This window comes from Stutzerimonas sp. 21-1 (assembly GCF_056336065.1).
On record NZ_CM150500.1, the window covers coordinates 3,494,419 to 3,519,589 of the forward strand.

23 protein-coding genes are annotated in these 25,171 nt (G+C 67.0%); 12 read left to right on the plus strand and 11 right to left on the minus strand.

Translation table 11 applies throughout. The annotated features are described in order from the left end of the window. Window positions 1-15: 15 nt before the first annotated feature. Both nadD and AC0ZJQ_RS16820 read right to left on the minus strand, forming a co-directional pair. The gene (gene nadD / locus AC0ZJQ_RS16815) at window positions 16-675 is read right to left on the minus strand and encodes a nicotinate-nucleotide adenylyltransferase (protein WP_102827869.1); all 660 of its coding nucleotides are present in this window, start codon (window positions 673-675) and stop codon (window positions 16-18) included. Beyond that, window positions 675-1,940, minus strand: coding sequence for a glutamate-5-semialdehyde dehydrogenase (locus AC0ZJQ_RS16820; protein ID WP_476477786.1), 1,266 nt, complete (start codon window positions 1,938-1,940; stop codon window positions 675-677). The genes nadD and AC0ZJQ_RS16820 overlap by 1 nt, the downstream gene beginning before the upstream one ends. Before the next feature lie 183 nt (window positions 1,941-2,123). Here AC0ZJQ_RS16820 and AC0ZJQ_RS16825 point away from each other — a divergent pair, with 183 nt between their 5' ends. Beyond that, window positions 2,124-3,443 carry a bifunctional DedA family/phosphatase PAP2 family protein gene (locus AC0ZJQ_RS16825; RefSeq protein ID WP_476476963.1) on the plus strand — a complete coding sequence of 440 codons (1,320 nt, stop codon included), beginning with the start codon at window positions 2,124-2,126 and terminating at the stop codon, window positions 3,441-3,443. Here the strand turns inward: AC0ZJQ_RS16825 and AC0ZJQ_RS16830 are convergent. The 3 genes from AC0ZJQ_RS16830 to AC0ZJQ_RS16840 are packed head-to-tail and all read right to left on the minus strand — an operon-like array spanning window position 3,440 to window position 5,122. Beyond that, a complete protein-coding gene (locus AC0ZJQ_RS16830; RefSeq protein ID WP_102827872.1) occupies window positions 3,440-4,030 on the minus strand; it encodes an LON peptidase substrate-binding domain-containing protein in 591 nt (196 codons plus the stop codon). The two genes, AC0ZJQ_RS16825 and AC0ZJQ_RS16830, sit on opposite strands and share 4 nt — an antisense overlap. 10 nt (window positions 4,031-4,040) lie before the next feature. Then, window positions 4,041-4,763, minus strand: a complete 723-nt coding sequence (locus AC0ZJQ_RS16835; protein WP_102827873.1) for an LrgB family protein — start codon at window positions 4,761-4,763, stop codon at window positions 4,041-4,043. Further along, on the minus strand, window positions 4,760-5,122 hold the full coding sequence (locus AC0ZJQ_RS16840) for a CidA/LrgA family protein (protein ID WP_165593726.1): 363 nt from the start codon (window positions 5,120-5,122) through the stop codon (window positions 4,760-4,762). The genes AC0ZJQ_RS16835 and AC0ZJQ_RS16840 overlap by 4 nt, the downstream gene beginning before the upstream one ends. 166 nt (window positions 5,123-5,288) lie before the next feature. On the opposite strand from AC0ZJQ_RS16840, the gene AC0ZJQ_RS16845 reads away from it, so the two are divergent. The 3 genes from AC0ZJQ_RS16845 to AC0ZJQ_RS16855 are packed head-to-tail and all read left to right on the plus strand — an operon-like array spanning window position 5,289 to window position 8,127. Next, window positions 5,289-5,744: a MaoC family dehydratase gene (locus AC0ZJQ_RS16845; protein WP_102827874.1), complete on the plus strand. Its 456-nt coding sequence runs from the start codon at window positions 5,289-5,291 to the stop codon at window positions 5,742-5,744. A gap of 45 nt (window positions 5,745-5,789) precedes the next feature. Further along, on the plus strand, window positions 5,790-7,466 hold the full coding sequence (locus tag AC0ZJQ_RS16850) for a C13 family peptidase (protein WP_476476964.1): 1,677 nt from the start codon (window positions 5,790-5,792) through the stop codon (window positions 7,464-7,466). A 19-nt stretch (window positions 7,467-7,485) separates the two neighbouring features. Beyond that, entirely contained in the window at window positions 7,486-8,127 is a 642-nt protein-coding gene (locus AC0ZJQ_RS16855; protein ID WP_476476965.1) for an oxidoreductase, read from the plus strand. 35 nt (window positions 8,128-8,162) lie between these two features. On the opposite strand, the gene orn is transcribed toward AC0ZJQ_RS16855, so the two are convergent. Together orn and AC0ZJQ_RS16865 are read right to left on the minus strand one after the other, a co-directional pair. Continuing rightward, complete coding sequence (gene orn, locus AC0ZJQ_RS16860; protein ID WP_008569632.1) at window positions 8,163-8,705, minus strand: oligoribonuclease; 543 nt, start codon at window positions 8,703-8,705, stop codon at window positions 8,163-8,165. Window positions 8,706-8,733: 28 nt separating this feature from the next. Next, window positions 8,734-9,540: a class I SAM-dependent methyltransferase gene (locus AC0ZJQ_RS16865; RefSeq protein WP_476476966.1), complete on the minus strand. Its 807-nt coding sequence runs from the start codon at window positions 9,538-9,540 to the stop codon at window positions 8,734-8,736. Between the two features lie 121 nt (window positions 9,541-9,661). Here AC0ZJQ_RS16865 and rsgA point away from each other — a divergent pair, with 121 nt between their 5' ends. Next, window positions 9,662-10,693 carry a small ribosomal subunit biogenesis GTPase RsgA gene (gene rsgA / locus AC0ZJQ_RS16870; RefSeq protein WP_008569630.1) on the plus strand — a complete coding sequence of 344 codons (1,032 nt, stop codon included), beginning with the start codon at window positions 9,662-9,664 and terminating at the stop codon, window positions 10,691-10,693. Here the strand turns inward: rsgA and motB are convergent. Next, entirely contained in the window at window positions 10,690-11,715 is a 1,026-nt protein-coding gene (gene motB / locus AC0ZJQ_RS16875) for a flagellar motor protein MotB (RefSeq protein ID WP_476476967.1), read from the minus strand. The two genes, rsgA and motB, sit on opposite strands and share 4 nt — an antisense overlap. 8 nt (window positions 11,716-11,723) lie before the next feature. Continuing rightward, window positions 11,724-12,575, minus strand: a complete 852-nt coding sequence (gene motA, locus AC0ZJQ_RS16880) for a flagellar motor stator protein MotA (protein WP_008569628.1) — start codon at window positions 12,573-12,575, stop codon at window positions 11,724-11,726. A gap of 166 nt (window positions 12,576-12,741) precedes the next feature. Here motA and AC0ZJQ_RS16885 point away from each other — a divergent pair, with 166 nt between their 5' ends. From AC0ZJQ_RS16885 to AC0ZJQ_RS16910, 6 genes are all read left to right on the plus strand, one after another. Next, window positions 12,742-14,262 (plus strand): HDOD domain-containing protein, encoded by a 1,521-nt coding sequence (locus AC0ZJQ_RS16885; RefSeq protein ID WP_476476968.1) that lies wholly within the window; start codon window positions 12,742-12,744, stop codon window positions 14,260-14,262. A gap of 45 nt (window positions 14,263-14,307) precedes the next feature. Continuing rightward, window positions 14,308-15,123 (plus strand): rhodanese-like domain-containing protein, encoded by an 816-nt coding sequence (locus AC0ZJQ_RS16890; protein WP_178091628.1) that lies wholly within the window; start codon window positions 14,308-14,310, stop codon window positions 15,121-15,123. A gap of 11 nt (window positions 15,124-15,134) precedes the next feature. Further along, a complete protein-coding gene (gene asd, locus AC0ZJQ_RS16895; RefSeq protein ID WP_237262614.1) occupies window positions 15,135-15,995 on the plus strand; it encodes an archaetidylserine decarboxylase in 861 nt (286 codons plus the stop codon). Between the two features lie 172 nt (window positions 15,996-16,167). Continuing rightward, a complete protein-coding gene (locus tag AC0ZJQ_RS16900; protein WP_237262615.1) occupies window positions 16,168-17,994 on the plus strand; it encodes a molecular chaperone in 1,827 nt (608 codons plus the stop codon). A gap of 61 nt (window positions 17,995-18,055) precedes the next feature. Continuing rightward, the gene (locus tag AC0ZJQ_RS16905) at window positions 18,056-20,122 is read left to right on the plus strand and encodes an EAL domain-containing protein (RefSeq protein ID WP_476476969.1); all 2,067 of its coding nucleotides are present in this window, start codon (window positions 18,056-18,058) and stop codon (window positions 20,120-20,122) included. Between the two features lie 99 nt (window positions 20,123-20,221). After that, the gene (locus AC0ZJQ_RS16910; protein WP_314018592.1) at window positions 20,222-21,298 is read left to right on the plus strand and encodes an NAD(P)-dependent alcohol dehydrogenase; all 1,077 of its coding nucleotides are present in this window, start codon (window positions 20,222-20,224) and stop codon (window positions 21,296-21,298) included. A gap of 87 nt (window positions 21,299-21,385) precedes the next feature. Here AC0ZJQ_RS16910 and serB read toward each other — a convergent pair whose 3' ends face one another. Beyond that, a complete protein-coding gene (serB, locus tag AC0ZJQ_RS16915; RefSeq protein ID WP_008569620.1) occupies window positions 21,386-22,600 on the minus strand; it encodes a phosphoserine phosphatase SerB in 1,215 nt (404 codons plus the stop codon). 167 nt (window positions 22,601-22,767) lie between these two features. On the opposite strand from serB, the gene AC0ZJQ_RS16920 reads away from it, so the two are divergent. Next, complete coding sequence (locus AC0ZJQ_RS16920; protein ID WP_008569619.1) at window positions 22,768-24,276, plus strand: AhpA/YtjB family protein; 1,509 nt, start codon at window positions 22,768-22,770, stop codon at window positions 24,274-24,276. A 187-nt stretch (window positions 24,277-24,463) separates the two neighbouring features. On the opposite strand, the gene AC0ZJQ_RS16925 is transcribed toward AC0ZJQ_RS16920, so the two are convergent. Further along, entirely contained in the window at window positions 24,464-25,168 is a 705-nt protein-coding gene (locus AC0ZJQ_RS16925; protein ID WP_476476970.1) for a PqiC family protein, read from the minus strand. Window positions 25,169-25,171: the final 3 nt, after the last annotated feature.

The following is a 25,171-nucleotide window of genomic DNA, read 5'->3' on the forward strand; positions in this document are numbered from 1 at the left end:
AACGTGAAAACAACCTCAGTTCGACGCCCGGTAGAGTCCGTGCGCGTTGATGTAAGCCAGAACGGCGTCGGGTACCAGAAAACGCACCGACTTGCCGCTGGCCAGCAATTGACGAATCTGCGTGGCGGACACCTCCAGCGGTGTCTGCCAGACGAAGGCGATCTGCCCGGCAGCGCCGGCCAGTGCCTGTGGATCGGAAACACTGCGCGCAGCAAGCAGATCGCGCAACGCCTGCGGCGCTTCGCTGCCGGCGTCCGGCCGCTGCAGCACGAGGATGTGGCAGTAGTCGAGCAGCTCCTCCCAGCGATGCCAGGTCGGCAGCCCGCAGAACGCATCCCAGCCGACGATCAGCAGCAGCTGGTCGTCGGTCGCCAGCTCCTCACGCAGCGAGATCAGCGTCTCGATGGTGTAGGACGGCTTCGCCCGTTCCAGCTCGCGGGCATCGACGCACAGCGGCGGCAGATCGGCAACAGCCAGACGGACCATCGCCAGACGGTCCTCGGCTGAGCAGCTCGGCGTTTCGCGGTGCGGCGGACGCGCATTGGGGATCAGCCGCAACTCGTCGAGACCGAACATCTCGGCCACCTCCAGCGCGCCGCGCAGGTGGCCGATGTGTACCGGATCGAAGGTACCGCCGAGGATGCCGATGCGCCGCGCGCCGCTGCCGTGGCGCATCAGGTACGGACGTGACCGTCGCCGAAGACCACGTACTTCTCGCTGGTCAGACCGTGCAGGCCGACCGGCCCGCGGGCGTGCAGCTTGTCGGTGGAGATGCCGATCTCCGCCCCCAGGCCGTACTCGAAGCCGTCGGCGAAGCGCGTCGAGGCGTTGACCATCACCGAGCTGGAATCGACTTCGGTGAGGAAGCGCCGCGCATCGGTGAAGTTCTCGGTGATGATCGCATCGGTGTGCTGCGAGCCGTAGCGGTTGATGTGCTCGATGGCCTCATCGAGCGAATCGAGCATGCGGATCGACAGGATCGGTGCGTTGTACTCGGTGGACCAGTCTTCCTCGCTCGCCGCCAGCACGTCGCCACCGAGCAGCGCCCGGGTGCGCTCGCAGCCGCGCAGCTCGACGCCCTTCTCGCGGTAGATCGCGGCCAGCGGCGGCAGCACACGCTCGGCGATGCCCTGGTGCACCAGCAGCGTCTCCATCGCATTGCACGGCGCGTAGCGCTGGGTCTTGGCGTTGTCGGCGACGCGGATCGCCTTGTCGACGTCCGCGGCGATATCGACATACACATGGCAGATGCCGTCCAGATGCTTGATCACCGGCACCCGGGCATCGCGGCTGATGCGTTCGATCAGCCCCTTGCCACCACGCGGCACGATCACGTCGACGAATTCCGGCATCGCGATCAGCGCGCCGACGGCCGCGCGGTCGGTGGTTTCCACCACCTGCACCGCAGCGGCAGGCAGGCCGGCCTCGGCCAGCCCAAGCTGGATGCAGCGCGCGATGGCCTGATTGGAATGAATGGCCTCGGAACCGCCACGCAGGATGGTGGCGTTGCCCGATTTCAGGCACAGGCTGGCAGCGTCGATGGTCACGTTGGGCCGCGACTCGTAGATGATGCCGACCACGCCGAGCGGCACGCGCATCTTGCCGACCTGGATGCCCGAGGGCATGTAGCGCATGTCGCGGATTTCGCCGATCGGATCGGGCAGCGCGGCGACCTGGCGCAGGCCTTCGATCATGCTGTCGATCACCTTGGGCGTCAGCGCCAGGCGGTCGAGCATCGCCGCGTCCAGGCCATTGGCACGGCCGCCGGCCAGATCCAGTTCATTGGCGGCGACCAGCTCGGCACGCGCGGCATCGAGCGCGGCGGCGGCGGCCTGCAGGGCACGGTTCTTCTGCGCGGTGCTGGCGCGCGCGAGCACCCGCGAGGCGTCGCGCGCGGCGCGGCCCAGGCGGGTCATGTAGTCGAGCACGGACTCGGTCATGGTCTTGCTGGCCTGACGAAAGGGAAAGCGGCTGATTATAGCCACCCCAGCCCGTGCCGCACAGCAGCGTCGGGCGAACGGGCCGGCCTCGTCGCCGCGTAACGGCATCGCTATCATCCGCGCGGTGAAACCCGCGCCGTCAGCGGCGGGTCGAAAAGGCCTCACCCGAACAAGGAATCGCGCATGAGCCAGTGGCTCGACCCGTTCACGACCTGGCTTGGCGCCCATCCGCAATGGCTTGGCCTGGTGCTGTTGATCGCCGCCTGTGTCGAATGCCTGGCGGTGGTCGGGCTGCTGGTCCCCGGGACCGTGCTGCTGTTCGCCATCGCCATGCTCGCCGGCAGCGGCGCGCTGACATTGAGCGAGACGCTGCTGCTGGGCTTCGTCGGCGGCCTGCTCGGCGATCTGATTTCCTACGCCCTCGGGCGCCGCTACCACCAGGGCATCCGCCGCCTGCCGGGGCTGCGCCACCATCCCGAATGGCTGCTACGCGCCGAACACTACTTCGCCCGTTATGGCGTCGCCAGCCTGCTGGTCGGCCGCTTCATCGGCCCGCTGCGACCGATGCTGCCGATGACCGCGGGAATGCTCGACATGCCGTTCGGCCGCTTCCTGCTGGTCAGTCTGGTGGCGGCGGCCGGCTGGTCGATGGCCTACCTGCTGCCCGGCTGGACCGCGGGCGCGGCGCTGCGCCTGCCGCTGGCCGAGGGCTTCTGGGGCGAAGCGGGAGCCGTCCTCGGCGCGATCGTGCTGCTGATCGGCGCCATCATCCACGGCAGCTTCCGTCACCAGCGCTGGGTCAGCGCCGTCGCCGCCGGGCTGAGCACGCTGATCCTGCTTGGATTGTTCTTCGGCTGGCCGTACCTGCGCGAGTTCGACGAAGGACTGCTGACAGTGATCCAGGCCGAACGCAGCGTGCCGATGGACCGTGTCATGGTGCTGATCACCCGCTTGGGCGACTTCCACACGCAGCTGTGGGCCGCGGCGCTGCTGAGCCTGCTGTTGCTGTTGCTGCGCCAGTGGCGCGCTGCCCTGTTCGCCATCGCCACGCTGCTCGGCACGGCGCTGGCCAACGGCGCGCTGAAGGCGACCTTCGCCCGCGTGCGGCCGGAAGTGCTGCTCGAGCCGCTGGGCAGCTACAGCTTCCCCAGCGGTCACAGCTCGGCGGCGTTCGCGCTGTTCCTCACCCTCGGCGTGCTGGCCAGCCGCGAGCAACCACCACGGCTACGCCTGGCATGGCTGCTGCTGGCCGGGCTGCCGGCCACCGCCATTGCGCTGTCGCGGGTCTATCTGGGCGTGCACTGGAGCACCGACGTACTGGCCGGCGCGCTGCTCGCCGCCACCTTCTGCTCGCTCAGCCTGACGCTGGTGCAATGGCGCACACCGCTGCCGGCGCTGTCGCCGCGCGCATGGTGGCTGATCCTGCCGGCGTGCCTCGGCCTGCTGGGCGCCTTCTCACTCTGGGCGCTGCCGACGGCGATGCAGATGTATCGGTACTTCTAGCCGACCAGCTCGCCCTGCAGCGCTTCCAGCAGGGACTGGATCAGTTCGAGCTGCGCTTGCGGCGCATCCAGCGCCAGCAGGTCGAGCTTCTGTTGGGGCTGGAACGGCAGCAGATAGGCCAGCTGCGCGGCGAGGTCGCGCTGCCCGGCCGGCGTGCCGCCCATGCCCAGATTTTCCACCATCGGGTGGCGGCCCAGCGCCTGCAGCAGCACCAGCAGATCGGCATGGCTGTCGTCCAGCGGCCGCTCGGCGAGTTCATCCAGCCAGCGCACGTCGGCGATGCTGAGCTGATCGCGCTGGACCTCGGAAGACTCCACGCAGAAGCGCCGCCCGCCCTCGACGCGAATGCCCAGCAGGCCGTTGGGCTGCTGCTGCCAGTCGCGAATCAGCGCCTCGCAGCCGATCCGGGCGAACGCCGCCGGCGCCGGACCGACCTCACTGCCCTCGAGAATATGCACCACACCGAAGCCATGACCGGCCTTCAGGCAGCCGCTGAGCATGTCCAGGTAGCGCGGTTCGAAGACTTGCAGATCCAGCGTGCAGCCGGAAAACAACACGGTATCAAGCGGGAACAGCGGCAGCTTCATGCAGGCTCCATCACAGCAACAGGGTCACCACCAGCGGCAGCAGCACCGCTGTCATCACGCCCATCAGACTCATCGCCAGCGCGGCGAAGGCGCCGCACTCGTCGCTCTCCTGCAGCGCCTGGGCGGTCCCCACCGCGTGGGCGGTCAGGCCGAGGGCCATGCCGCGCGCCGCCGGATGGTGCACACCACAGCGGCGCAGCAGCGCGGGGCCGAAGATCGCCCCGAGCACACCGGTGATCATCACGAACACCGCCGCCAGCGCGACCACGCCGCCGATCTGCTCGGCCACCAGCATGGCGATGGGCGATGTCACCGACTTCGGCGCCAGGGTCATGAGGATCATCCGCTCGGCGCCGAACAGCCAGGCCAGCGCCATGCCCAGCGCGGTGGCGGTGACGCCGGCCACCAATAGAGTGATCACGATGGGCGCGAACAGTTCGCGGATGCGCCGCAGATTCAGATACAACGGCACCGCCAGCGCCACCGTCGCCGGGCCGAGCATGACCGTCAGCAACTGCGCGCTGTCGGCGTAATCGGCATAGCTGAGCCCGCACAGCAGCAGCACACCGATCACCAGCAGCGCCGAGAGCAGGACCGGCTGCAGGAACACCCAGCGGGTCTTCTCGTAGGCGGCGAACGACAGCTGGAACGCGGCGAGCGTGATGCCGACGCCGAACAGCGGATGATGGATCAGCGCCTGCCAGGCGGCGTGCCAGTCGAGCATTGTCGTCATGCGTCCTCCCGCCGGCGGGACTGCCGCTGGATCAGCGCCTGCATCAGCCAGCCGGTGAATACCAGCGAGATCAGCAGGGAAATCACCAGCACGCCGACGATCGCCCAGAAGTCCTGCAGGATCGCTTCGGTATAGACCATCACCCCCACGGCCGGCGGCACCAGCAGCAGCGGCAGATAGCGCAGCAGACTGCTCGCCGCCACCTGCAGCGACTCGCTCGCACTGCCGCGCAGCAGCAGCGCGGCGAACAACAGCAACAGACCGATGATCGGCCCCGGCAGCATCGGCACCAGCAACACATTGAGTACCGTGCCGAGCAGCTGGAACAGCACCAGCCAGGTCAGACCGCGCAGCAGCATGGGAGCCCCCTCCGGCAAATGTCAGCGAGTATAAGCCGCAACCGACCACCTCACGCAGCGGCGACTTCGCTATGACGCGCCATTCGCCCGATCATGGGTGATTGCGCGGGCCGAGGGTGCGTGCTGATCTTCACCGACAACAAACGTCCCGCAGAGGAACCGCCCCATGCCCCAGGTACCGCTCGATGAACTCAAGGACTACATCGGCAAGGAACTCGGCCACTCCGACTGGCTGACCATCGACCAGAGCCGCGTCGATCACTTCGCCGAGTGCACCGGCGATCACCAGTTCATTCATGTCGATCCTGAGAAGGCCCGGCAGACGCCGTTCGGCGGCACCATCGCGCACGGCTTCCTCTCGCTCTCGCTGCTGCCGCAGCTCATGGAAGACCTCATGGTGGTGCCGCAGGGCACCAAGATGGCAGTCAACTACGGCCTGGACAGCCTGCGCTTCATCCAGCCGGTGCGGGTCGGCTCGCGGGTGCGCCTGCACGCGACCCTGCTCGACGCCCACGAGAAGAACCCCGGTCAGTGGTTGCTCAAGACCCGCGCCGAGATGCAGATCGAAGGCGCGGAGAAACCTGCCTATATCGCGCAATCGCTGGCGCTCTGCTTCGTCTGAGGCGATTGCGGCATACTGCGGGCGTTCCGTCGTCTGGATGCCCGCATGCGTCACCTGACTCCCCTGCTTCTTGCCTGCCTGCTCGCCGCCTGCGGCGACGGCGAACCGTTGCTGCCGCCGGATGCCGTGCTGCCCGACGGCGGACGCTACCGCGGCACGCTGGTGGATGGCCTGCTGCAGGGTGAGGGACGCATCGACTATCCCAACGGCAGCAGTTACCGCGGCAAGTTCAAGGACGGTCAATGGCACGGCGAGGGCCGCTGGACCGGCGCCAACGGCGACCGCTACGAAGGCGCCTTCGAACACGGCCTGTTCCACGGCGAGGGGCGCTTCAGCTACGCCGCCGGTGGCGTCTATGCAGGCCAGTTCCGCCAGGGCCGCATGCACGGGCTGGGCACCTTTAGCCAGGACGGCGCCCACTACAGCGGCGAATTCCAGAACGACCTCTATCACGGCGAAGGCGTCCTCGAATACGCCGACGGCGTGCGCTATCAGGGACGCTTCGCCAACGGCCAGCCAGACGGCACCGGCACGCGCAGCGATGCGGACGGCTCGTACAGCGGGCAATTCCGCGACGGCCTGCTCAACGGCGACGGCGTCTACCTTTCCGAGGACGGCGAGCGCTATCGCGGCACCTTCGCCGACGATAGTTTCCACGGTGCGGGTCGCTACGAAGATGGCCGCGGCGATGTCTGGGAAGGCCAGTTCGTTCACGGTGAACTCACCGGTGCCGGTCGCCACACCAGCGCCGATGGCAATCGCTATCGCGGCGAATTCCGCCGCTGGCAGTACCACGGCAGCGGTGTGCTGGAACGTGCCGACGGCAGCGTCTACCGCGGCGGCTTTCGTCACGGCAAGTTCAGCGGCGACGGCCAGTTGACCCTCGCCAGCAACAGCGTGCAGCGCGGCAGCTGGCACAACGGCCGCCGCGTGCGCGACGAGCACGGCAAGCGGCTGCCGGACCCGCTCGAAATCGGCCTGCTGCGCCAGGGCGCGCTGCTCGACCAGGCGCTTGCCGCGGTTCCCGCCTCCACGCCCGCGGCGGAGCTGTACAGCCTGGTGCTGGCCGGCGACGGTCGCCAGAGCGTGTTCCTGCGCGAGGCCGACTACGTGCAGCGCCTGCTGGCCGAGCGCTTCGCCGCGCGCGGGCAGATCAGCCTGGTCAACCACCGCGATCACCTCGGCGATCGTCCGCTGGCAACCCGCGAAAACCTGGCGCGCGCCGCCGCCACCCTGGCCGAGCGCAGCGGCGCGGAGGATCTGGTGTTCATCTACCTCACCAGCCACGGCACCGCCGATCACCACCTGATCCTGCAGCAGCCACGCCTGGGGCTGGACGACTTGAGCGCCCCGGACCTGGCCGATCTACTCGCCCCGCTGGCCGAGCGCAACCAGGTGGTGGTCATCTCCGCCTGCTATTCCGGCGGTTTCATCGAGCCGCTAAAGGACCCAAGGCGACTGGTGATGACCGCCGCACGCGCCGATCGCGTGTCCTTCGGCTGCTCGGAGGAAAGCGATTTCACCTATTTCGGCCGCGCGCTGTTCGCCGAGGCGCTGCAGCCGACCGACGACATCGTGCACGCCTTCACGCTGGCGCAGGCGAGGGTTGCCGAACGCGAGCAGGCCGACGACTATCAGGCATCGGAACCCCAGATATGGGCGCCCGAGCCGGTCGTCGAACACTGGCGTAGCCTGCAGCAACGACGCGCCGCCTCACACTGATTCGCCAAGGAGCATGACCATGTATCTGACGCCCCAGCGCATTCTGCTTGCCGGCGCCACCGGACTGACCGGCGAACACCTGCTCGATCGACTGCTCAACGAACCCACCGTCGAACGCGTGCTGGCGCCAACGCGCAAGCCGCTGGCGGCGCACCCGCGCCTGGAAAACCCGGTCGGGCCGCTGCAGTCGCTGCTCGAACAGCTCAACGGCCCGGTCGATACCGCGTTCTGCTGCCTGGGCAGCACGCTCAAGCAGGCCGGCACTCAGGAAGCGTTCCGGGCCATCGATTTCGATCTGGTGCTGGCCTTCGCCCGCCGCGCACGCGAGCTGGGCGCGCGACACCTGCTGGTGATCAGTTCGCTGGGCGCCCGCCCGGACAGCCCGATCTTCTACTGCCGGGTCAAAGGCGAGATGGAAGCGGCGCTCGAGGCCCAGGACTGGCCGCAGCTGACCATCGCGCGGCCGTCACAGCTGCTCGGCCCGCGCCTGGAGTTGCGCCTGAGCGAGCGGATCGCCGCGCCGCTGTCGCAACTGCTGCCGGGCAAGTACCACGGCATCGAAGCCTGCACGCTGGCCCGCGCGCTGTGGCGTCTGGCGCTGGAGGAAGGCGACGGCGTGCGCATCGTCGAGTCCGACGAGTTGCGCAAGCTCGGCAAATAGCGGCGCGCCGGGCGGCACGGACGCCGCCGGCGGCATCACACCTTGATGAAATGCTCGCGGTAGTGCCGCAGCTCGGCGATGGAGTCGCGGATGTCGTCCAGCGCCAGGTGCGTACCGCTCTTGCTGAATCCCTGCATGATCTGCGGCGCCCAGCGCGCGGCCAGCTCCTTGAGCGTCGAGACGTCCAGGTTGCGGTAGTGGAAGTAGCGCTCCAGCTCGGGCATCTGCCGATAGAGGAAGCGCCGGTCCTGGCAGATGCTGTTACCGCAGATCGGCGACTTGCCCTTCGGCACCCACTGTTCGAGAAACGCCAGGGTCTGGGCCTCTGCCTCGGCGGTGCCGATGCGGCTCTCCCGCACTCGCTGGGTCAGGCCCGAACCGCCGTGCTGGCGGGTGTTCCACTCGTCCATGCGCGCCAGCACCTCGTCGCTCTGATGCACCGCGATCACCGGCCCCTCGGCCAGTATGTTGAGCTGGCTGTCGGTGACGATGGTGGCCATTTCGATGATGACGTCGGTATCCGGGTCCAGACCGGTCATTTCCAGGTCGATCCAGATCAGGTTCTGCGGGTTCTGCATGATGGGCTCCTTGGCTGTGGCGCGCAGTTTAGCGGCTCGCCTGCGGGTCGTCAGGCCGGGGCGCACCGGGGCGCCAGAGCAGCAGCTGCGATTGCCGCCAGTCGTCGACCGCCAGCCGCTCTTCGGGCTCGACGCCCGGCACCTCGAAACTGTTGCTGATCAGCAGCGCGTCCGGCCGCATCTGCACGCAGGCCTTGCGCCACAGCGCCGGCATCGGGGCCGGCGAGAGGAAGCAGTAGACCACCTCGTACCACGCCAGATCGACGCGCCACAGGCTGCGCAGGACGATACGGCAGTTGCGTCGCGGCAGGCAGCGCAGCCAGGCGATGAGGAACGCCAGCGGCGCGGTCTCCACGCCGACGAAGCGCGCCTGCGGATAAGCCTGGGCCAGACGCGACAGACTGCCGGCCAGCCCGCAGCCCAGATCGACGAAACGGAAGTCCGCCGGCAGCCCGGCCAGACGTTCAGCCAAGCGCCGTTCGGCCGCCCGGCCGGTCAGATACAGCGGCACGCGCTCGAAAAAAACGTTCCAGTTCAGCAATAACAACGCGGCGAAGGCCGCCAGCGGCAGCCATCCCGGCAGGCTGTGATCGCGCAGCGCAACCAGCGCCGGCACGAAGGCCAGGTTGATCGGCCACCACCAGCGCGACAGGCCCAGCCGTGCGCCCAGCAAGGCGGCGAGCGCGCCCTGCATGATGGCCGCCTGCAGCAGCGAGACGTGCAGGCCCAGCAGGCGCGCCGCGGCCAGCAGCATCAACCAGGTCAGCAGCAGCGCCGCCAGCTGCGCACCCAGGGCGTGCAGGATCGGCGGACGAAAGCGCGGCGAGTCGGACATGAAGAACACGAAGACGGAACGGCAGGCCAGTCTACCTGCCGCCTGCGCGCCGAAACAGGCGGTCAGCGGCGCCGGTCGGCCATGCTAGACTCGCGCACCTTCATCGACCGACGCCCCGCACATGGCCAAACGCCAACTCAACCGCCGCCAGAACTGGCGCATCGAGAAAATCCAGGAAGAACGCACTGCCCGCGCGGCACGCCGCGAATCCCGCGCGCTGGAAGAACTGGAAGGCGGCGATCTGGGGCCGGAGCAGTTCGGTCTGGTGATCGCGCATTTCGGCGTGCAGGTCGAGGTCGAAGCTCAGGAAGGCGAGCACAGCGGGCAGGTCTTCCGCTGCCACCTGCGCGCCAACCTGCCGGCGCTGGTCACCGGCGACCGCGTGGTATGGCGCCCGGGCAACCAGGGCATCGGCGTGATCGTCGCGCAGCTGCCGCGCCACTCCGAACTGTGCCGCCCCGACACCCGCGGCCAGCTCAAGCCGGTGGCGGCCAACGTCGACCTGATCGTCATCGTCTTCGCGCCGCTGCCCGAACCGCACGCCAACCTGATCGACCGTTATCTGGTCGCCGCCGAACATGCCGGTATCCGTCCGCTGCTGCTGCTGAACAAGGCGGACCTGATCGACGAGCACAACGAGGGCGCGCTCAACGCGCTGCTGGCGGTCTACCGCACGCTTGGCTATCCGCTGCTGGAGGTGTCGGCCCACGGCGGCGCCGGCATGGACGAACTGCGCGCGGCGCTGGACGGCCACGTCAGCGTGTTTGTTGGCCAGTCCGGGGTGGGCAAGTCATCACTGGTGAACAGCCTGCTGCCGGGCGTCGATACCCGCGTCGGTGCGCTCTCGGAGCTGACCGGCAAGGGCACTCACACCACCACCACGGCGCGACTGTTCCACTTCCCCGGTGGCGGCGAACTGATCGACTCGCCCGGCATCCGCGAATTCGGCCTCGGCCACGTCAGCCGCGACGATGTCGAGGCCGGTTTCATCGAGTTCGCCGAGCTGCTCGGGCATTGCCGCTTCCGCGACTGCAAGCATGACCGCGAGCCGGGCTGCGCGCTGCTCAAGGCGCTTGAGGACGGACGCATCCAGCCGCAGCGGATGAACAGTTACCGGCACATCCTCAGCAGCCTGCCCGATCCCGACTACTAATCGTCGCCGCCGGCGGGCCGCGGCTGGTCGAGCTTTAGCACGCCTTCATCGAAGATGTTCAGCCGCTCGCGCACCTGCCCCGGCGGTAGCGGCTCACCGCTGGCGCCCGCCGGAGCAGACGGATTCGCCGGTGCGGCTGGCGCCTTGCTCGCATCGTCGCCCTCGGCCGGCACGAACTGCTCGTTCTCGATGTTGCGCTGCGCCTTCTTGGTCAGCACCAGGATGTCGATGCGCCGGTTGATCGGGTTGAGCGGGTTCTTGCGATCGAACAGCGCCGAGGAGGCATAGCCGACGACACGGGCGATCTGCTCTTCAGGGTAGCGTCCGGCGATGAGCGTGCGACGCGCCGCGTTGGCGCGGTTGGCGGACAGTTCCCAGTTGCCGAAATCGCCATTGCCGGCGTACGGCTTGGCGTCGGTATGGCCGCTGATGCTGATCTTGTTCGGCACCGCGCGAATGGTGTCGCCCATCGCCAGCAGGATGTCCTCGAAATACGGCTGCAGCTGCGCACTGCCGAGCGCGAACATCGGACGGTTTTCGTCATCCATGATCTGGATGCGCAGCCCGTCCTTGGTGATCTCGAACAGGATCTGATCCTTGAAGCGCTCCAGCTCGGGGTTCTCGTCGACCTTGTTCTGCAGCTCTTGCAGCAGCAGTTCCAGGCGCTCGCGTTCGATCTGTTCGGCGAGGGTTTCCACCTGATCGCCGTCGATCTGCACATCCGCCTGCGGCACCGCCGGGTCGATCTCCGGGTTGAGGGTGCGGTCCGGCGACGGCGTCGGCGTGCCACCCAGGTCGATCACGTGCGGGCTGGCGCTTTCGGTGAAGCCGATAGGGTCCTGAAAATAGCCGGAGATGGCGCGCTTCTGCTCCGGCGTCGCCGAGCTCATCAGCCACATCACCAGGAAGAACGCCATCATCGCAGTCATGAAGTCGGCGAAGGCAATCTTCCAGGCGCCGCCGTGATGGCCGCCGGCGGTCTTCTTGACCCGCTTAACGATGATCGGTTGATTGTTGTCCATAGCGGCGCTTAGCTGCCACGCATCGCTTGCTCAAGCTCGGTGAAGCTCGGGCGATGGGCATGGAACAACACCTTGCGGCCGAACTCGACGGCCAGCGTCGGCGGCATGCCGGAAGCCGAGGCGACCAGGGTGGCCTTGATTGCCTCGTAGAGATTCAGCTCCTCGCGCGCGTCGTGCTCGAGCGAGGCGGACAGCGGGCCGAAGAAGCCGTAGGCGGCGAGGATGCCGAGGAAGGTACCGACCAGCGCGGCGCCGACCTTCTCGCCGATCTCCGCGTTGTTGGCATCGGCCAGCACCGACATGGTCAGCACGATGCCGAGCACCGCGGCGACGATACCCATCGCCGGCAGGCCGTCGGCAATGCGATTCACCGCATGCGAAGGATGCTCCAGTTCTTCCTTGAGGCTGGCCAGCTCCATGTCGAACAGCCCTTCGAGTTCGTGCGGGGCCATGTTGCCGGTGGACATGATGCGCAGGTAATCGCAGATGAACGCGGTCATGCGCTCATCCTTGAGCACGCCAGGGTACTTGCTGAACAGCGGGCTGGCGGCCGGATCCTCGAGGTCCGCCTCGATGGCCATCATGCCCTCGCGACGGCTCTTGTTGAGCACCGAATAGAGCAGACCAAGCACTTCCAGGTAATAGGTCTGGGTGAAGCGACTGCTGAACATCTTCAGCGATTTCTGGAACACGATCTTCGTCGTGCTGCCCGGGTTGGCCTGCAGGAACGCGCCGAGCGCGGCGCCACCGATGATCAGCACTTCGAACGGATGGATGAGTGCCGCCAGGGCGCCACCGGAGAGCATGAAGCCGCCGAGCACGCTGCCAATTACCACGATGATGCCGAGAATCTTGACCATAGGTACGTCTGGGAAGCCTGATTACCAACCGCTCGAAACGAATCGGAGCACGTTTGCCCAGCGGCTCCGCGCTCCGTCAAGGAGGGGTATCTGAAAGAATTGTTCGGGTTATCGGAACTTTTGCGCCAGACTAAAGAGCATCCCGACGAAAAGCCAGTTCGGCGCCATGACCACAACGACTTCGCTACCCCGCAGCATCCCCGCCTGGATCAAGCTTCTCGACGATACCCCGCTGCCGGCATTCGCCGCGGTGCACGACAGCGTGCGCCGGGCGCTGCGCGACAACAGCCAGTCCATGCGCCAGATTGCCGAGCGGGTGCAGCCCAGCCCGGTACTGGCGCTGAGTTTTATCCGCGAAGCCAACCGGCATGGCGGCGAGGGCCAGCCTGCGGAGAATCTCGAAACCGCGCTCAGCCGCATCGGCGTGGAGCGCGCCGAACGCCTCCTCGACCGCATTCCCGCCACGGCAACCGCCGACATGCCGCCGGCGCTGCGGCAGATGGTGCTGATCAGCCGGCACGCCAGCCAGCAGGCCAGCGGCCTGTTCGCCGGCCGCCTGGCACGTCTGTGGCAGGACATCCACTGGGGTAGCCTGTTGTTTCTCTCGCCGGTTTGGGCACTGCTGGCCGCGCGCCCGCAGCTGTTCGAGGCCTGGGAACAGCGCGTGCTGGTCAGCGGCGAGCCGCTGCGGCGCGTCGAACAGCAACTGCTCGGCGTGCCGCTGCTGGAGCTGTGCCTGAGAATCGCCGAGCACTGGCATCTGCCCGACTGGATCATCCAGGGCTACCGACTGCTCGGCGGCAATCGTCGCCTGCTGGTCAAGGCGCTGCACATCGCCCGCGACAATGCTCACCCCTTGCAGCAGCAGCAACGGCTGGACGCCGACCCCGAACTGCGTCGCTGGCTGACCCTGCCGAGCAACACCATCGTGCTGGCCAACGGCCTGGCGCTCGCCGCGCATCACAGCTGGAGTGGCGTGCACAGCCTGCGCTGGCAGCAGTTGATCGGCCTGTACCTGCAACTGCCGATGGCGCAGGTGCAGCAGCTGGTCCACCAGCAGGCCGCTGACAGCGCGCGGGCCATCGGCCCGAACGACCTCTGGCACCCGGCGCAAGGACTGCTGTGGCCGTGGGACAGCCGCTTCCAGCACAAGAAAGCCGGCACCGCCAGCGTGCCCGATGCCGAAGCGCTGGCGCGCTGGCGCGACTGCTGCCGTGAGCTGCTGAGTGCGCCCAGCCCCTTCACCAACGTGCATCAACTGACGGCCTGCGCGCGAACCGCGCTGGTCAGCATCGGCATGCAGCGCGTACTGCTGATGCTGCTGGATCGCAAGAACCAGCGGCTGGTCACGCAACAGGACGTCGGCCTGCCGGAGCACGCCGCGCGCCTGATCCTCGATCCGCAACACAGCCAGGTGCTGCGCCGGTTGCTGGAAAAACCCGCACAGCTGTACCTGCAGCCAGACAACATCGCGACCTTCTCCGCGCTGCTACCCGGCACGCTCAAGGCGCTGTTTGCCGGCGAGCACCTGCTGCTGCGCTCGCTGGGCAGCAACGGGCGCGTGCTGATGCTGCTGATCGCCGACCAGGACAACGCCGCGCTAAGCGCCCCGACGCTGCAGGCGTTCGACAAGACCGCCCAGTGCATCGAGCGGGCGCTGGGCAATTTCAGCAAGCGCGGCAGCTGAGCTTTTTCGCTAGACTGCGCCTTCACCGACTCGCCGAGACCTGCCGTGTCCGTCTTTGCCAACCTGCCACTGGTAATCGAGCCTGCCGACCTGGCCGAACGCCTGCACGCCCCCGAACTGATTCTCGTCGACCTCACCAGCGCCGCCCGCTATGCCGAAGGCCACCTGCCCGGCGCGCGCTTCGTCGACCCCAAGCAGACCCAGCTGGGCCAGCCACCGGCGCCGGGATTGCTGCCACCCAAGGCACAACTCGAAGCGCTGTTCGGCGCCCTCGGCCATCGCGCCGATGCGGTCTATGTGGTCTATGACGACGAGGGCGGCGGCTGGGCCGGGCGCTTCATCTGGCTGCTCGATGTGATCGGCCATCGCCACTACCACTACCTCGACGGCGGCCTGCATGCCTGGCTGGCCGAACGCCGCCCGCTGTCGCGCGACGTGCCGGTCGCGGCTGGCGGCCCGGTCGCACTGCAACTCGACAGCGCGCCCATCGCCACCCGCGAATACCTCGAAAGCCGCCTCGGCGCGGACGATCTGGTGGTCTGGGACGCCCGCTCGCCGCAGGAATACCGCGGCGAGAAGGTGCTCGCCGCTCGCGGCGGGCACATTCCCGGCGCAGTGAACTTCGAATGGACCGCCGGCATGGACCCGGCACGCGCGCTGCGTATCCGCAGCGACATAGCCGAGCAGCTCCAGGCACTCGGCATCGTGGCGGAGAAGGAAATCATCACCCACTGCCAGACGCATCACCGCTCGGGCTTCACCTACCTGCTGGCCAAGGCTCTGGGCTACCCCAGAATCAAGGGCTACGCCGGCTCCTGGGGCGAATGGGGCAACCTGCCCGATACGCCGATCCAGTCATGAAAAGGTCATCCATGAAAGATCGCTTGTTCGTCATCAGCCAGTACCTGCTGCCGCATCACCTGATTTCGCGCCTGGCCGGCTGCCTGGCCGAATGTCGCATTCCCTGGCTGAAGAACGCCTTCATCAAGTGTTTCGCCCGACATTTCCAAGTAGACATGAGCCAGGCACAGATCGAAGACCTGAGCGCCTACGAGCACTTCAACGCGTTCTTCACCCGCGCGCTGAAGGATGGCGCCCGCCCGCTGGACCCGACGCCCGGCGCCATTCTCAACCCCTGCGACGGCGCCATCAGCCAGCTCGGCAAGATCGAGCAGGGCCGCATCTTCCAGGCCAAGGGCCACAGCTACAGCGTCACGGAGCTGCTCGGCGGCGATCACCAGCGAGCCGCGCCGTTCATGGGCGGCGACTTCGCCACCGTCTACCTGTCGCCCAAGGACTACCACCGGGTGCACATGCCGATCACTGGCACCCTGCGCGAGATGGTCTATGTACCGGGACGCATCTTCTCGGTGAACACGGTGACCGCCCAGGGCGTGCCGGAACTGTTCGCGCGCAACGAGCGCGTGGTGTGCATTTTCGACACTGAACGCGGGCCGATGGCGATGGTGCTGGTCGGCGCGATGATCGTCGCCAGCATCGAAACCGTCTGGGCCGGCCTCGTCACGCCACCTAAGCGCACGCTGAAGACGTTCCTGTACGACGAATCCGCGCGCGCACCGATCCGGCTGGAAAAAGGCGCGGAAATGGGCCGCTTCAAGCTCGGCTCCACGGTGATCCTGCTGTTCGGACCGGAGCAGGTTCGCTGGGCGGAGCAACTGGGCCCGCTGAGCCCGGTGTGCATGGGCGAAGCGCTCGGCCAGGCGCAGAAATGATGCCGGCAGGGCCTGCAGAATGAGCAGGCCCACCCGCGCGCGGCGCCGCACCCGACACGCCCTGCGACAACCCGGCGTACCGGAACGACCAATCATCGGATAATATCAAAATGACATCGTCGATCATCAACACGACGAAGCGCAGCTGATAGAGTTCGCTGACAAGGCACCGATGGTCGGTGCTGCGGGAGTTTTCCGGTTGCAGAGTCTTCATTTGCCATTGCGCGTACCCACGCCGACCCAGCAGAGCCTGAGCTTCTGCGAGGCGAGCGTGCGCGCACTGCAGGTGTGGCTCGCCGGCCTGCCCAAGGCCAATCTGGGAGAAATGGCACGCCAGCTCTACCAGGCGCTGGTGGAAATCAACCAGCTGCGTGTGCCGTCGCAAACCCGTCTGCAACTGCTGGAACTGCTACGCCCCGAGGTGCACTACGTCTGCGGGCACCTTGAGCGGCACTACCTGAATCAACCGATCGTGCTCGACGAGCGGCCACGCAAGATCGCCGGCCTCTGCCAGGCGCTGCAGAATCATCTGGCGACCGGCTACAAGCTGATCGTCGTGCGCGCCCTCGCACGCTCCGAGCAGGATCGTCGGCAGCTTCTGACGATCGCGCTGCAGCGTGCGGTGCACAGCCTCGGCGCGCTGCTAACGCGCTCCGCCCAGCTCTACAGCCCGGCCGCCGAGAGCCTCTGGCTCGAGTTGCACCAGCTCTATCAGCTCGCTGCGCAGCACGCCGTGCAGGGCGCCGCGGTGCGCGACCCGCTGGCGCACTACGGTCCGGGCCTGAGCACCGAACAGTGCTACCTCGCCACGCTGCTGCTGGGCTGCGCGCGCTGCAACCAGCTGCGCCAGTCCGGCATCGCCCGACTGGCCAAGGCACTGGAGGCCTGGAGCATGCTGGCGGTGATCCAGCCGGCCAGCGCACCGTCCAGCCTGTTCGTCTTCTCGCCGCAGCATGACAGTGCGCCGCGTTACCGCTCGCTGTTCGCCCGCGACGCGCTGCCGAGCATGTGCGGCATCGACACCAGCCGGCTGGTCGCAGCGCTCGCCGATCACCTGCGCCTGCCGCCGGAGCATCGCGACCGCTCTTCGCTGCCGGACGCCAGTGGCATCGGCGATGACCTGCTGCTGCACCTGAGCGCAGCCTGGGGCGACATGTCCGAGCGCTCCTTCCAGCGCACGCCGGCCAACGGCACGCTGCACCTGTGCATCGGCATGACCGCCCTGCACTACCAACTCGCCGGCCGGCGTCCATTTAACGCCGTGCTGGAGCGTCACGAGGAACCCAGCTCGGCAGTGTTCAAGGCCAACAACGGCGCCCCCGACGTCTGGGCGAACGCCTTCGACGCGCAAAGCCTCAACGGCGACGGCCTGCTGCCCGATGAACACATCGAGTTCGTTCGCCCGACCAATCCCAGCCAGGCACCAGCGGCCGCGCAAGCCAGCGAGCAGACCTACCCCGAGTTCGAGGTTCGCCTGGTCAACCACAGCCCCGGCGGTTACTGCCTGGCCTGGCCGGCCGAGGTTCCCGCACAACTGCAGGCTGGCGAGCTGCTGGGACTGCGCGACGGCGACAACGGCTGGAGCGTCGCCGTGGTGCGCTGGGTTCGCCAGGTGCGCGGCGGCGGCACGCAGATGGGCGTCGAACTGATCGCGCCGCAAGCGCAACCCTGCGGCCTGCGTCTGCTGCGCAAGACCGAGCTGGGCAGCGAATACCTGCGCGCGCTGCTGCTGCCGGCAATCCCGGCCATCGGCCAGGCGGCGACCCTGATCGCCCCGCGCCTGCCGTTTCAGCAGGGCCACAAGGTGCTGATCAATCAGGAAGGCAACGAGCAGCGCGCCGTACTGCAGCGCCGCCAGAGCCATACCGGCAACTACAACCAGTTCGAGTACCAGCTCATCGGCCAGCCGCCCGCCGAGCCGGAGATGCCGGTCACAGCCTGGGGAACCCGCGCAGTCAATGGGGACGCAGATTTTGACTCACTCTGGAAGTCGCTGTAGATTGCCGGCACCCGTATTTTCGCCCGCCCGCGCACCTTCGGCGCGCTTTTGATCTGTCGTCATGGCCCTGCAAAAGAAAACCATCCGCCTGTTGATTCTCGAGGATTCGCAGAACGAAGCCGAGCGTCTGGTCAGTCTGTTCCGCAATGCCGGACAGGCCACCCGGGTGCATCGCCTCACGTCCAGCGATGATCTCGCGAGCGCGCTGCAACAGACCTGGGACCTGCTGATCGCCGCGCCGAGCAGCGAGAATCTCGAACCGAGCGAGGCCATCGCCGCCATCCGCCGGCAGGCCAAGGACATCCCGATTATCCAGCTCACCGCGAGCAACGACGCCGAAGCGATCACCGATGCGCTGACGCTCGGCGCCCAGGACGCACTGCCGCAGGGCGAGGACGAGTGGCTGCTACTGGTGGCCAACCGCGAGCTGGCCAACCTCGAACAGCGGCGCGCCCGGCGTTCGGCGGAAGTGGCGTTGCGCGAGGCGGAAAAACGCTGCCAGCTGCTGCTCGACAGCTCGGTGGACGCCATTGCCTACGTGCACGACGGCATGCACATCTATGCCAACCGCGCCTACCTTGAGCTGTTCGGCTACGCCGACGTCGAAGATCTGGAAGGCATGCCGATGATCGACCTGATCGAAGCCTGCGATCAGGGCAGTTTCAAGACCTTCCTGAAGAACTACCAGACGATGGAAGGTAACAGCGAGCTGACCTGCAGTGGCGTGCGCTTCGATGGCGACAGCTTCCAGGCGCGCATGCACTTCTCGCCAGCCACCTACGATGGCGAGCCGTGCATCCAAGTCGTGATCCGCGCCGAAAACGACAGCGCCGAACTGCAGAAGCTGCGCGAGATCAGCACGCAGGACCCGATTACCGGCCTGCACAACCGCAACCATTTCACCGAACTGGTCGACAGCGCCGTCGAGCGCGCGGTCAATGCCGGCCAGATCGCCAGCCTGGCGTATATCCGCGTGGACCGCTTCGCCAGCCTGCAGGCCGAAATCGGCCTGAGCGATGCCGACCAGCTGCTGCACCAGCTGGCCGATGTGCTGCGCGGATACTTTGACGCCCAGGCGCCGCTGGCCCGCTTCGCCGACGATGTGTTCACCGCGCTGCAGCCCGGTATCGCACCGGACCAGGCCGAAGTCTCGCTGCGCAAGCTGCTGACTCGCGTCGAAGGCCACCTGTTCGACATTGGCGGTCGCACCGTGCAGACCACCCTGAGCATCGGCGTCGCTGGCCTGGACGAGAAGACCGCGCGCGCGCAGGACGTCATCGAACGCGCCCATCGCTGTGCCGACGAACTCACCGACGGCAACTCGCTCAAGCGCTATGATCCGGCCGACGAGCTGGCGGCGGCTGCAAGTCGCGGCAATCTCGCCGCCATGCTGCAGCAGGCGCTGGACACCAACAGTTTCCGCCTGCTGTTCCAGCCGATCATCAGCCTGCGCGGCGACAGCCACGAGCACTACGAGGTGCTGCTGCGCCTGCTCGACCCACAGGGCGTCGAAGTCCCGCCGGCGCAGTTCCTCAGCGCTGCCAGCGACGCTGGCCTGGCCGGCAAGATCGACCGCTGGGTGATCCTCAACTCGATCAAGCTGCTTGCCGAACATCGCACCAAGGGCCACAGCACGCGGCTGTTCCTGCACCTGTCCAGCGCCAGTCTGCAGGATCCCGGGCTGCTGCCCTGGCTCGGCGTCGTGCTCAAGGCAGCCCGCCTGCCGGGCGACGCGCTGGTGTTCGAGCTCAACGAACCGGATGCGGTGGCCTACCTCAAACCCGCCAAGGCGTTGGGCCAAGGCCTCGCCGAGCTGGGTTGCCACATGGCGCTGAGCAACTTCGGCTGCGTGCTCAATCCATTCAACACGCTGCGTCACCTGAACGCGCTGTTCGTCAAGGTCGACGGCTCCTACACCCAGGATCTGAGCCGCCAGGAGAACCAGGAAGCGCTCAAGCAGCTGCTCGCCGACCTGCACGAACACAAGCGCCGGAGCATCGTACCCTTCGTCGAGAGCGCCACGGTGCTGGCGACGCTCTGGCAGGCGGGCGTCAACTACATCCAGGGTCATTACCTGCAAGGCCCCAGCCAGTCGATGGACTACAACTTCTCCTCGGACGAGGAGTAACCGTCCCCCTGCATCAGGCACGACCTTGATCGGGATCAGCGAGACGTCACAACACTCGACTAGAGTGTTCTGACGTCTTTTGATCCGAGAGGAGTCGCCATCATGGCCATGATGAAAGCCGCGGTGTTCGTCGAACCGGGCCGTATCGAACTGCAGGACAAGCCGATCCCCGAGATCGGCCCCAACGATGCGCTGCTGCGTATCACCACCACCACCATCTGCGGCACCGACGTACACATCCTCAAGGGCGAATATCCGGTCGCCCGCGGCCTGACCATCGGCCACGAGCCGGTGGGTATCATCGAAAAGCTCGGCAGCAACGTGCAGGGTTACCAGGAAGGCCAGCGGGTCATCGCCGGTGCCATCTGCCCGAACTTCTCCTCCTACGCCAGCCAGGACGGTCTCTCCTCGCAAGACGGCGGCTGCAGCTGCCACGGCTACAAGCCGATGGGCGGCTGGCGCTTCGGCAACACGATCGACGGCACCCAGGCCGAATACGTGCTGGTGCCCGACGCGCAGGCCAACCTGGCGCCGGTGCCCGACGGATTGACCGATGAGCAGGTCCTGATGTGCCCGGACATCATGTCCACCGGCTTCGCTGGCGCCGAGGCGGCCAACATCAAGATCGGTGACATCGTGGTGATCTTCGCCCAGGGGCCGATCGGCCTCTGCGCCACCGCCGGCGCCAAGCTGCGCGGCGCGAGCACCATCATCGCGGTGGACGGCGTCGATGCCCGGCTGGATATCGCGCGACGGATGGGCGCTGACGTGACGATGAACTTCCGCAACGTCGATGTCGTCGACGAGATCATGAAGCTGACCGGTGGCCGTGGCGTCGATGCCGCCATCGAAGCGCTCGGCACCCAGACCACTTTCGAGCAGGCGCTGCGCGCGCTCAAGCCCGGCGGCACGCTGTCGAGTCTGGGCGTCTACTCCAGCGACCTGACCATTCCGCTGGGCGCGTTCCATGCCGGCCTCGGCGACAACAAGATCGTCACTTCGCTGTGCCCCGGCGGCAAGGAACGCATGCGCCGGCTGCTCAACGTAGTGGCGTCCGGGCGCGTCGACCTCGGCCCACTGGTGACCCACCAGTACGCGCTGAACGACATCGAAGCGGCCTACGACCTGTTCGCCAATCAGCGTGACGGCGTGCTCAAGGTGGCCATCAAGCCCTAAAGCAGCCAGTACCCGGAAACGACAAGCCCCGAGCCGACCCCGACTCGGGGCTTGTCGTTTCTGCCGTTATGCCTATCGGAAAAGGCGTTACTCCGCGCCTTCCCGGTCGCGATAGCCGAGCAGATAGAGGATGCCATCCAGCCCCAGAGTGGAGATCGCCTGCTTGGCCGACTGTTTGACCAGCGGTTTGGCGCGGAACGCCACGCCGAGGCCGGCCAGACCGAGCATCGGCAGGTCGTTGGCGCCGTCGCCGACCGCGATGGTCTGCTCCAGGCGCAGCCCTTCCTGCTCAGCCAGCTGGCGCAGCAGATCGGCCTTGCGCTGGGCGTCGACGATCGGCTCGACCGCCACGCCGGTGACCTTGCCGTTGACGATTTGCAGTTCGTTGGCGAACACGTAATCGATGCCCAGCTTGGCCTGCAGCTGCCGGGCGAAGTAGCTGAAACCACCGGAGAGGATTGCCGTCTTGTAGCCGAGCCGCTTGAGCTCGGCGAACAGCAGCTCGGCGCCCTCGGTCAGACGCAAGCTGGCGCCGATGTCCGCCAGCACGTTCTCCGAGAGCCCCTCGAGCAGCGCCAGGCGCTCCTTGAAGCTGGCGCGGAAATCCAGCTCACCGCGCATGGCGCGCTCGGTGATCTCCGCCACCTGCTCGCCGACGCCGGCAGCCTTGGCCAGTTCGTCGATGACCTCCGCCTCGATCAGCGTCGAATCCATGTCGAACACCGCCAGACGCCGGTTGCGGCGGAAGATCGAGTCGCGCTGGAAGGCGATGTCGACGTTCAGCTCCTGCGCCACGCTGAGGAATTCGGCACGCAGCGCCGCGGTGTCTTCCGGCTCGCCGCGCACGGAGAATTCGATGCAGCCCTTGCCCAGCTCCTCGGGCACGTCCAGCGGCATGCGCCCGGAGAGGCGGTCGATGTGATCGATGTTCAGGCCGAACTTCGCGGTGATCGAGCTGACCCGGTGCAGCTGCTCGGCGGTGACCTTGCGCGTCAGCAGGGTCACGATATGCCGCGACTTGCCCTGACCGGCCACCCAGTGCTGGTAGTCGTCTTCGGACACCGGCGTGAAGCGCACCTGCTGGTCGTGCTTGTAGCCCATGAACAGCACGTCCTTGAGCACCGCCGAGGCGCCTTCGCTATCGGGCAGCTCGACCAGGATGCCGAAGGACAGCGTGTCATGGATCACCGCCTGACCGATATCGAGGATGTTCACGCCACCCTGCGCCAGGACACCTGTGATGGCTGCAGTCAGACCGGGACGATCTTCCCCGGTGATGTTGATCAGGACGATTTCGCGCAAGGCGCAACTCCCATGCAAAGAAGGCGCGCATTCTACAACATCCGCGCCGGGCTATCCGGTACGCGCGGGGGCTTCGACGTTTCGTCTGCTTTACCGCGCAGACCTTCAGCCGCCATCGCGCTTTCCGTATACTGCCCGCCAATTTCCTTCGAGAAGAGCCGCGCTCTGTGAACCGGCCCGCATCCGTCAAGCCAGACAATTTCTTCCTCATGCTCTACCGCGCCGTGCGTCAGCACCGCGTCCCACTGGTGCTGCGCATCGCCAGCCACACGCTGTTGCTGGTCGCCCTGGCGCTGGTCATCTATGCGTGGGTGATCGGCATGCAGTTCAAGCAGGCGATGGAGCAGCAGGCCGATGCGCTCGGCCAGAGCCTGGTCACACAGACGGCCGCCTCGGCTACCGATCTGCTGGTAGCCAACGACATCCTCAGTCTCAACGTGCTGCTCAGCAATCTGGTGAAGAATCCGCTGGTCGCCCATGCCGCCATCTACAGCGTGGACAACCGCGTGCTGGCCGAGTCCGGTACGCGGCCGCAGCACAGCCTGCTGGGTGACGACAAGGGCCTGTATTCCACGCCGATCAGCTTCCAGGAAGTGATCGCCGGCCATCTGCGCATCAGCCTCGACATGCAGCAGTTCCAGCAACCGATGACCATCAGCCTGCAGAGCATGGGCCTGCTCAGCCTGATCCTGCTGGCGCTCGCGCTGGTGCTGAGCATGCGTCTGGGCCGCCAGCTGTCCACGCCGCTGCTGCAGCTGCGCCTGTGGCTGCGCGATCCGGACGACCCCGCGCCGGGCGCCGGGCGTCAGGACGAGATCGGCGACCTCGCTCGTCAGCTGCAGGCACGTCTGGTGCCGGAAAAACCCGAGCCGGAACTGGATCTCGGCGAAATGCTCGACGAGGGCTATTTCGATCAGGTCGATCCGCGTGACTTCAGCGAACCGCCTGCGGCCGCACCGACGCAACCGATCGAGCCGTCACTCGGCGAGCCGGCGGCCCTGCGCGCGGACGATGACTTCGAACCGTTCGGCGCCTTCGACGACGAAGATCCGCCGTTCGCCGCCCCGACGCCGCCGGCGCCGACCCCACCGGCCGCGCCGCGCAAGAGTGCGGTGCTGGCCATTCAGCTCGGCGGCCAGGAACAGCTGCGACGCCTGCCGCGCGAGCGTCTGACCGATCTGCTGCAGCGCTACCGTGACTCCCTGCAGCAAGCGGCAACGCTCTATCAGGCGGAACTGCAGACACTCAACGACGGCAGCAGCCTGATGCTGTTCCACAGCCAGGACGATGAACAGAACTACCTCACCCACGCGATCTGCTGCGGCGAGCTGATGCGCGCGCTGAGCCACGCGCTGCAGATCGAGGTCGCCGACAGCGGGCTGACCCTGCAGCTGCAACTAGGCCTGACCGAAGGCGAAGGTCTGTACGAGCTCAGTCAGGGCGATCTGCTGCTCAGCGACGCCGCTCAGGCGGCATTGGCGATGTCGCTGCACAGCCGCAACCTGCTGCTGGTCGAGCGCAGCATCGGCGACGACCCGCTGATCAGGCAGCGCGCACGCATCCGCCCGATCGCCAGCCCGGAGGGTGCCTGCTGCGTGGAGCGACTGCTGGAGCCGTATCCGTCGCTGCTGGAGCGCCAGCTGACGCGCATGCACGAGCTACGTCAGCGCAGCTGAGGCGCTGCACGCGTTCACCCTCCCCTTCGCGCCGCCAGCCGGCGCGCTTGCTTACCGACAGATAGCCACGCAAAAGCCGGCCGCGCGCCGAAACCGGCTGCGGCTGCGGCTGCGGCTGCGCGAAGGTATGAGGAATCGGGAGGCTGACGAGCCGGCCAGCGTCTTTCCCGGCCGGCTCGCGGGGCGATCAGAAGCGGAACACTTCCATATCAGTGCGGATCGGCTCGAGTGCCGGGATGCGCGGCACCTTCGCTTCGGCGGCCTTGTTCGGCCTGGCGGGTTCACGCTTGGGTGCAGCCGGCTTGGCGACGGCCAGCGGCTTTGCCGCGGTCGCCAGCATTTCACCGAGACGCTGCAGCAGCACGCTCTGCGCATGCACCTGATCGGCCGGCGAGCCCTGATGCTCCTCTTGCAGGCGAACCAGGCGACTGCCTTGCAGCTTGCCCTGCTTGTCCAGCAGTCGCCATTGCGCCTCCAGCACCGCCGGGTGCGCCGGGCCGGAATCCAGCCGGGTAATGGCCACTTCAACCTGAACATCCGGTGTGAACCCAGCGCCGGCCGGACTCAACTGCACACGCTGGGTCTCGAGCCCGGCGGCGAGCTGGCGCAACAGCAGCTGTTCGATGTCGCCCTGCAGGCTGCCGGCCCAGCGCGCATGCTGCGCATCGGCCGCCAGGCTGCCGTCAGGCAGGCGCTGCAGCATGGCATCACGCTGCAGATAATCCGCGAGGGTCACCGGTCCCAGCAGCACCGCCGGACCATCGATCCGCTCCGGCATAGTGGCCGATCCATTCTCCAGGCGGTACATGGGCAGCGGCTGCTGCAGCATGCAGCCAGACAAGCTGGCGCTGAGTACCAGCAAGACAGTCGAAAGACGCAGCAACTTGTTCATTAC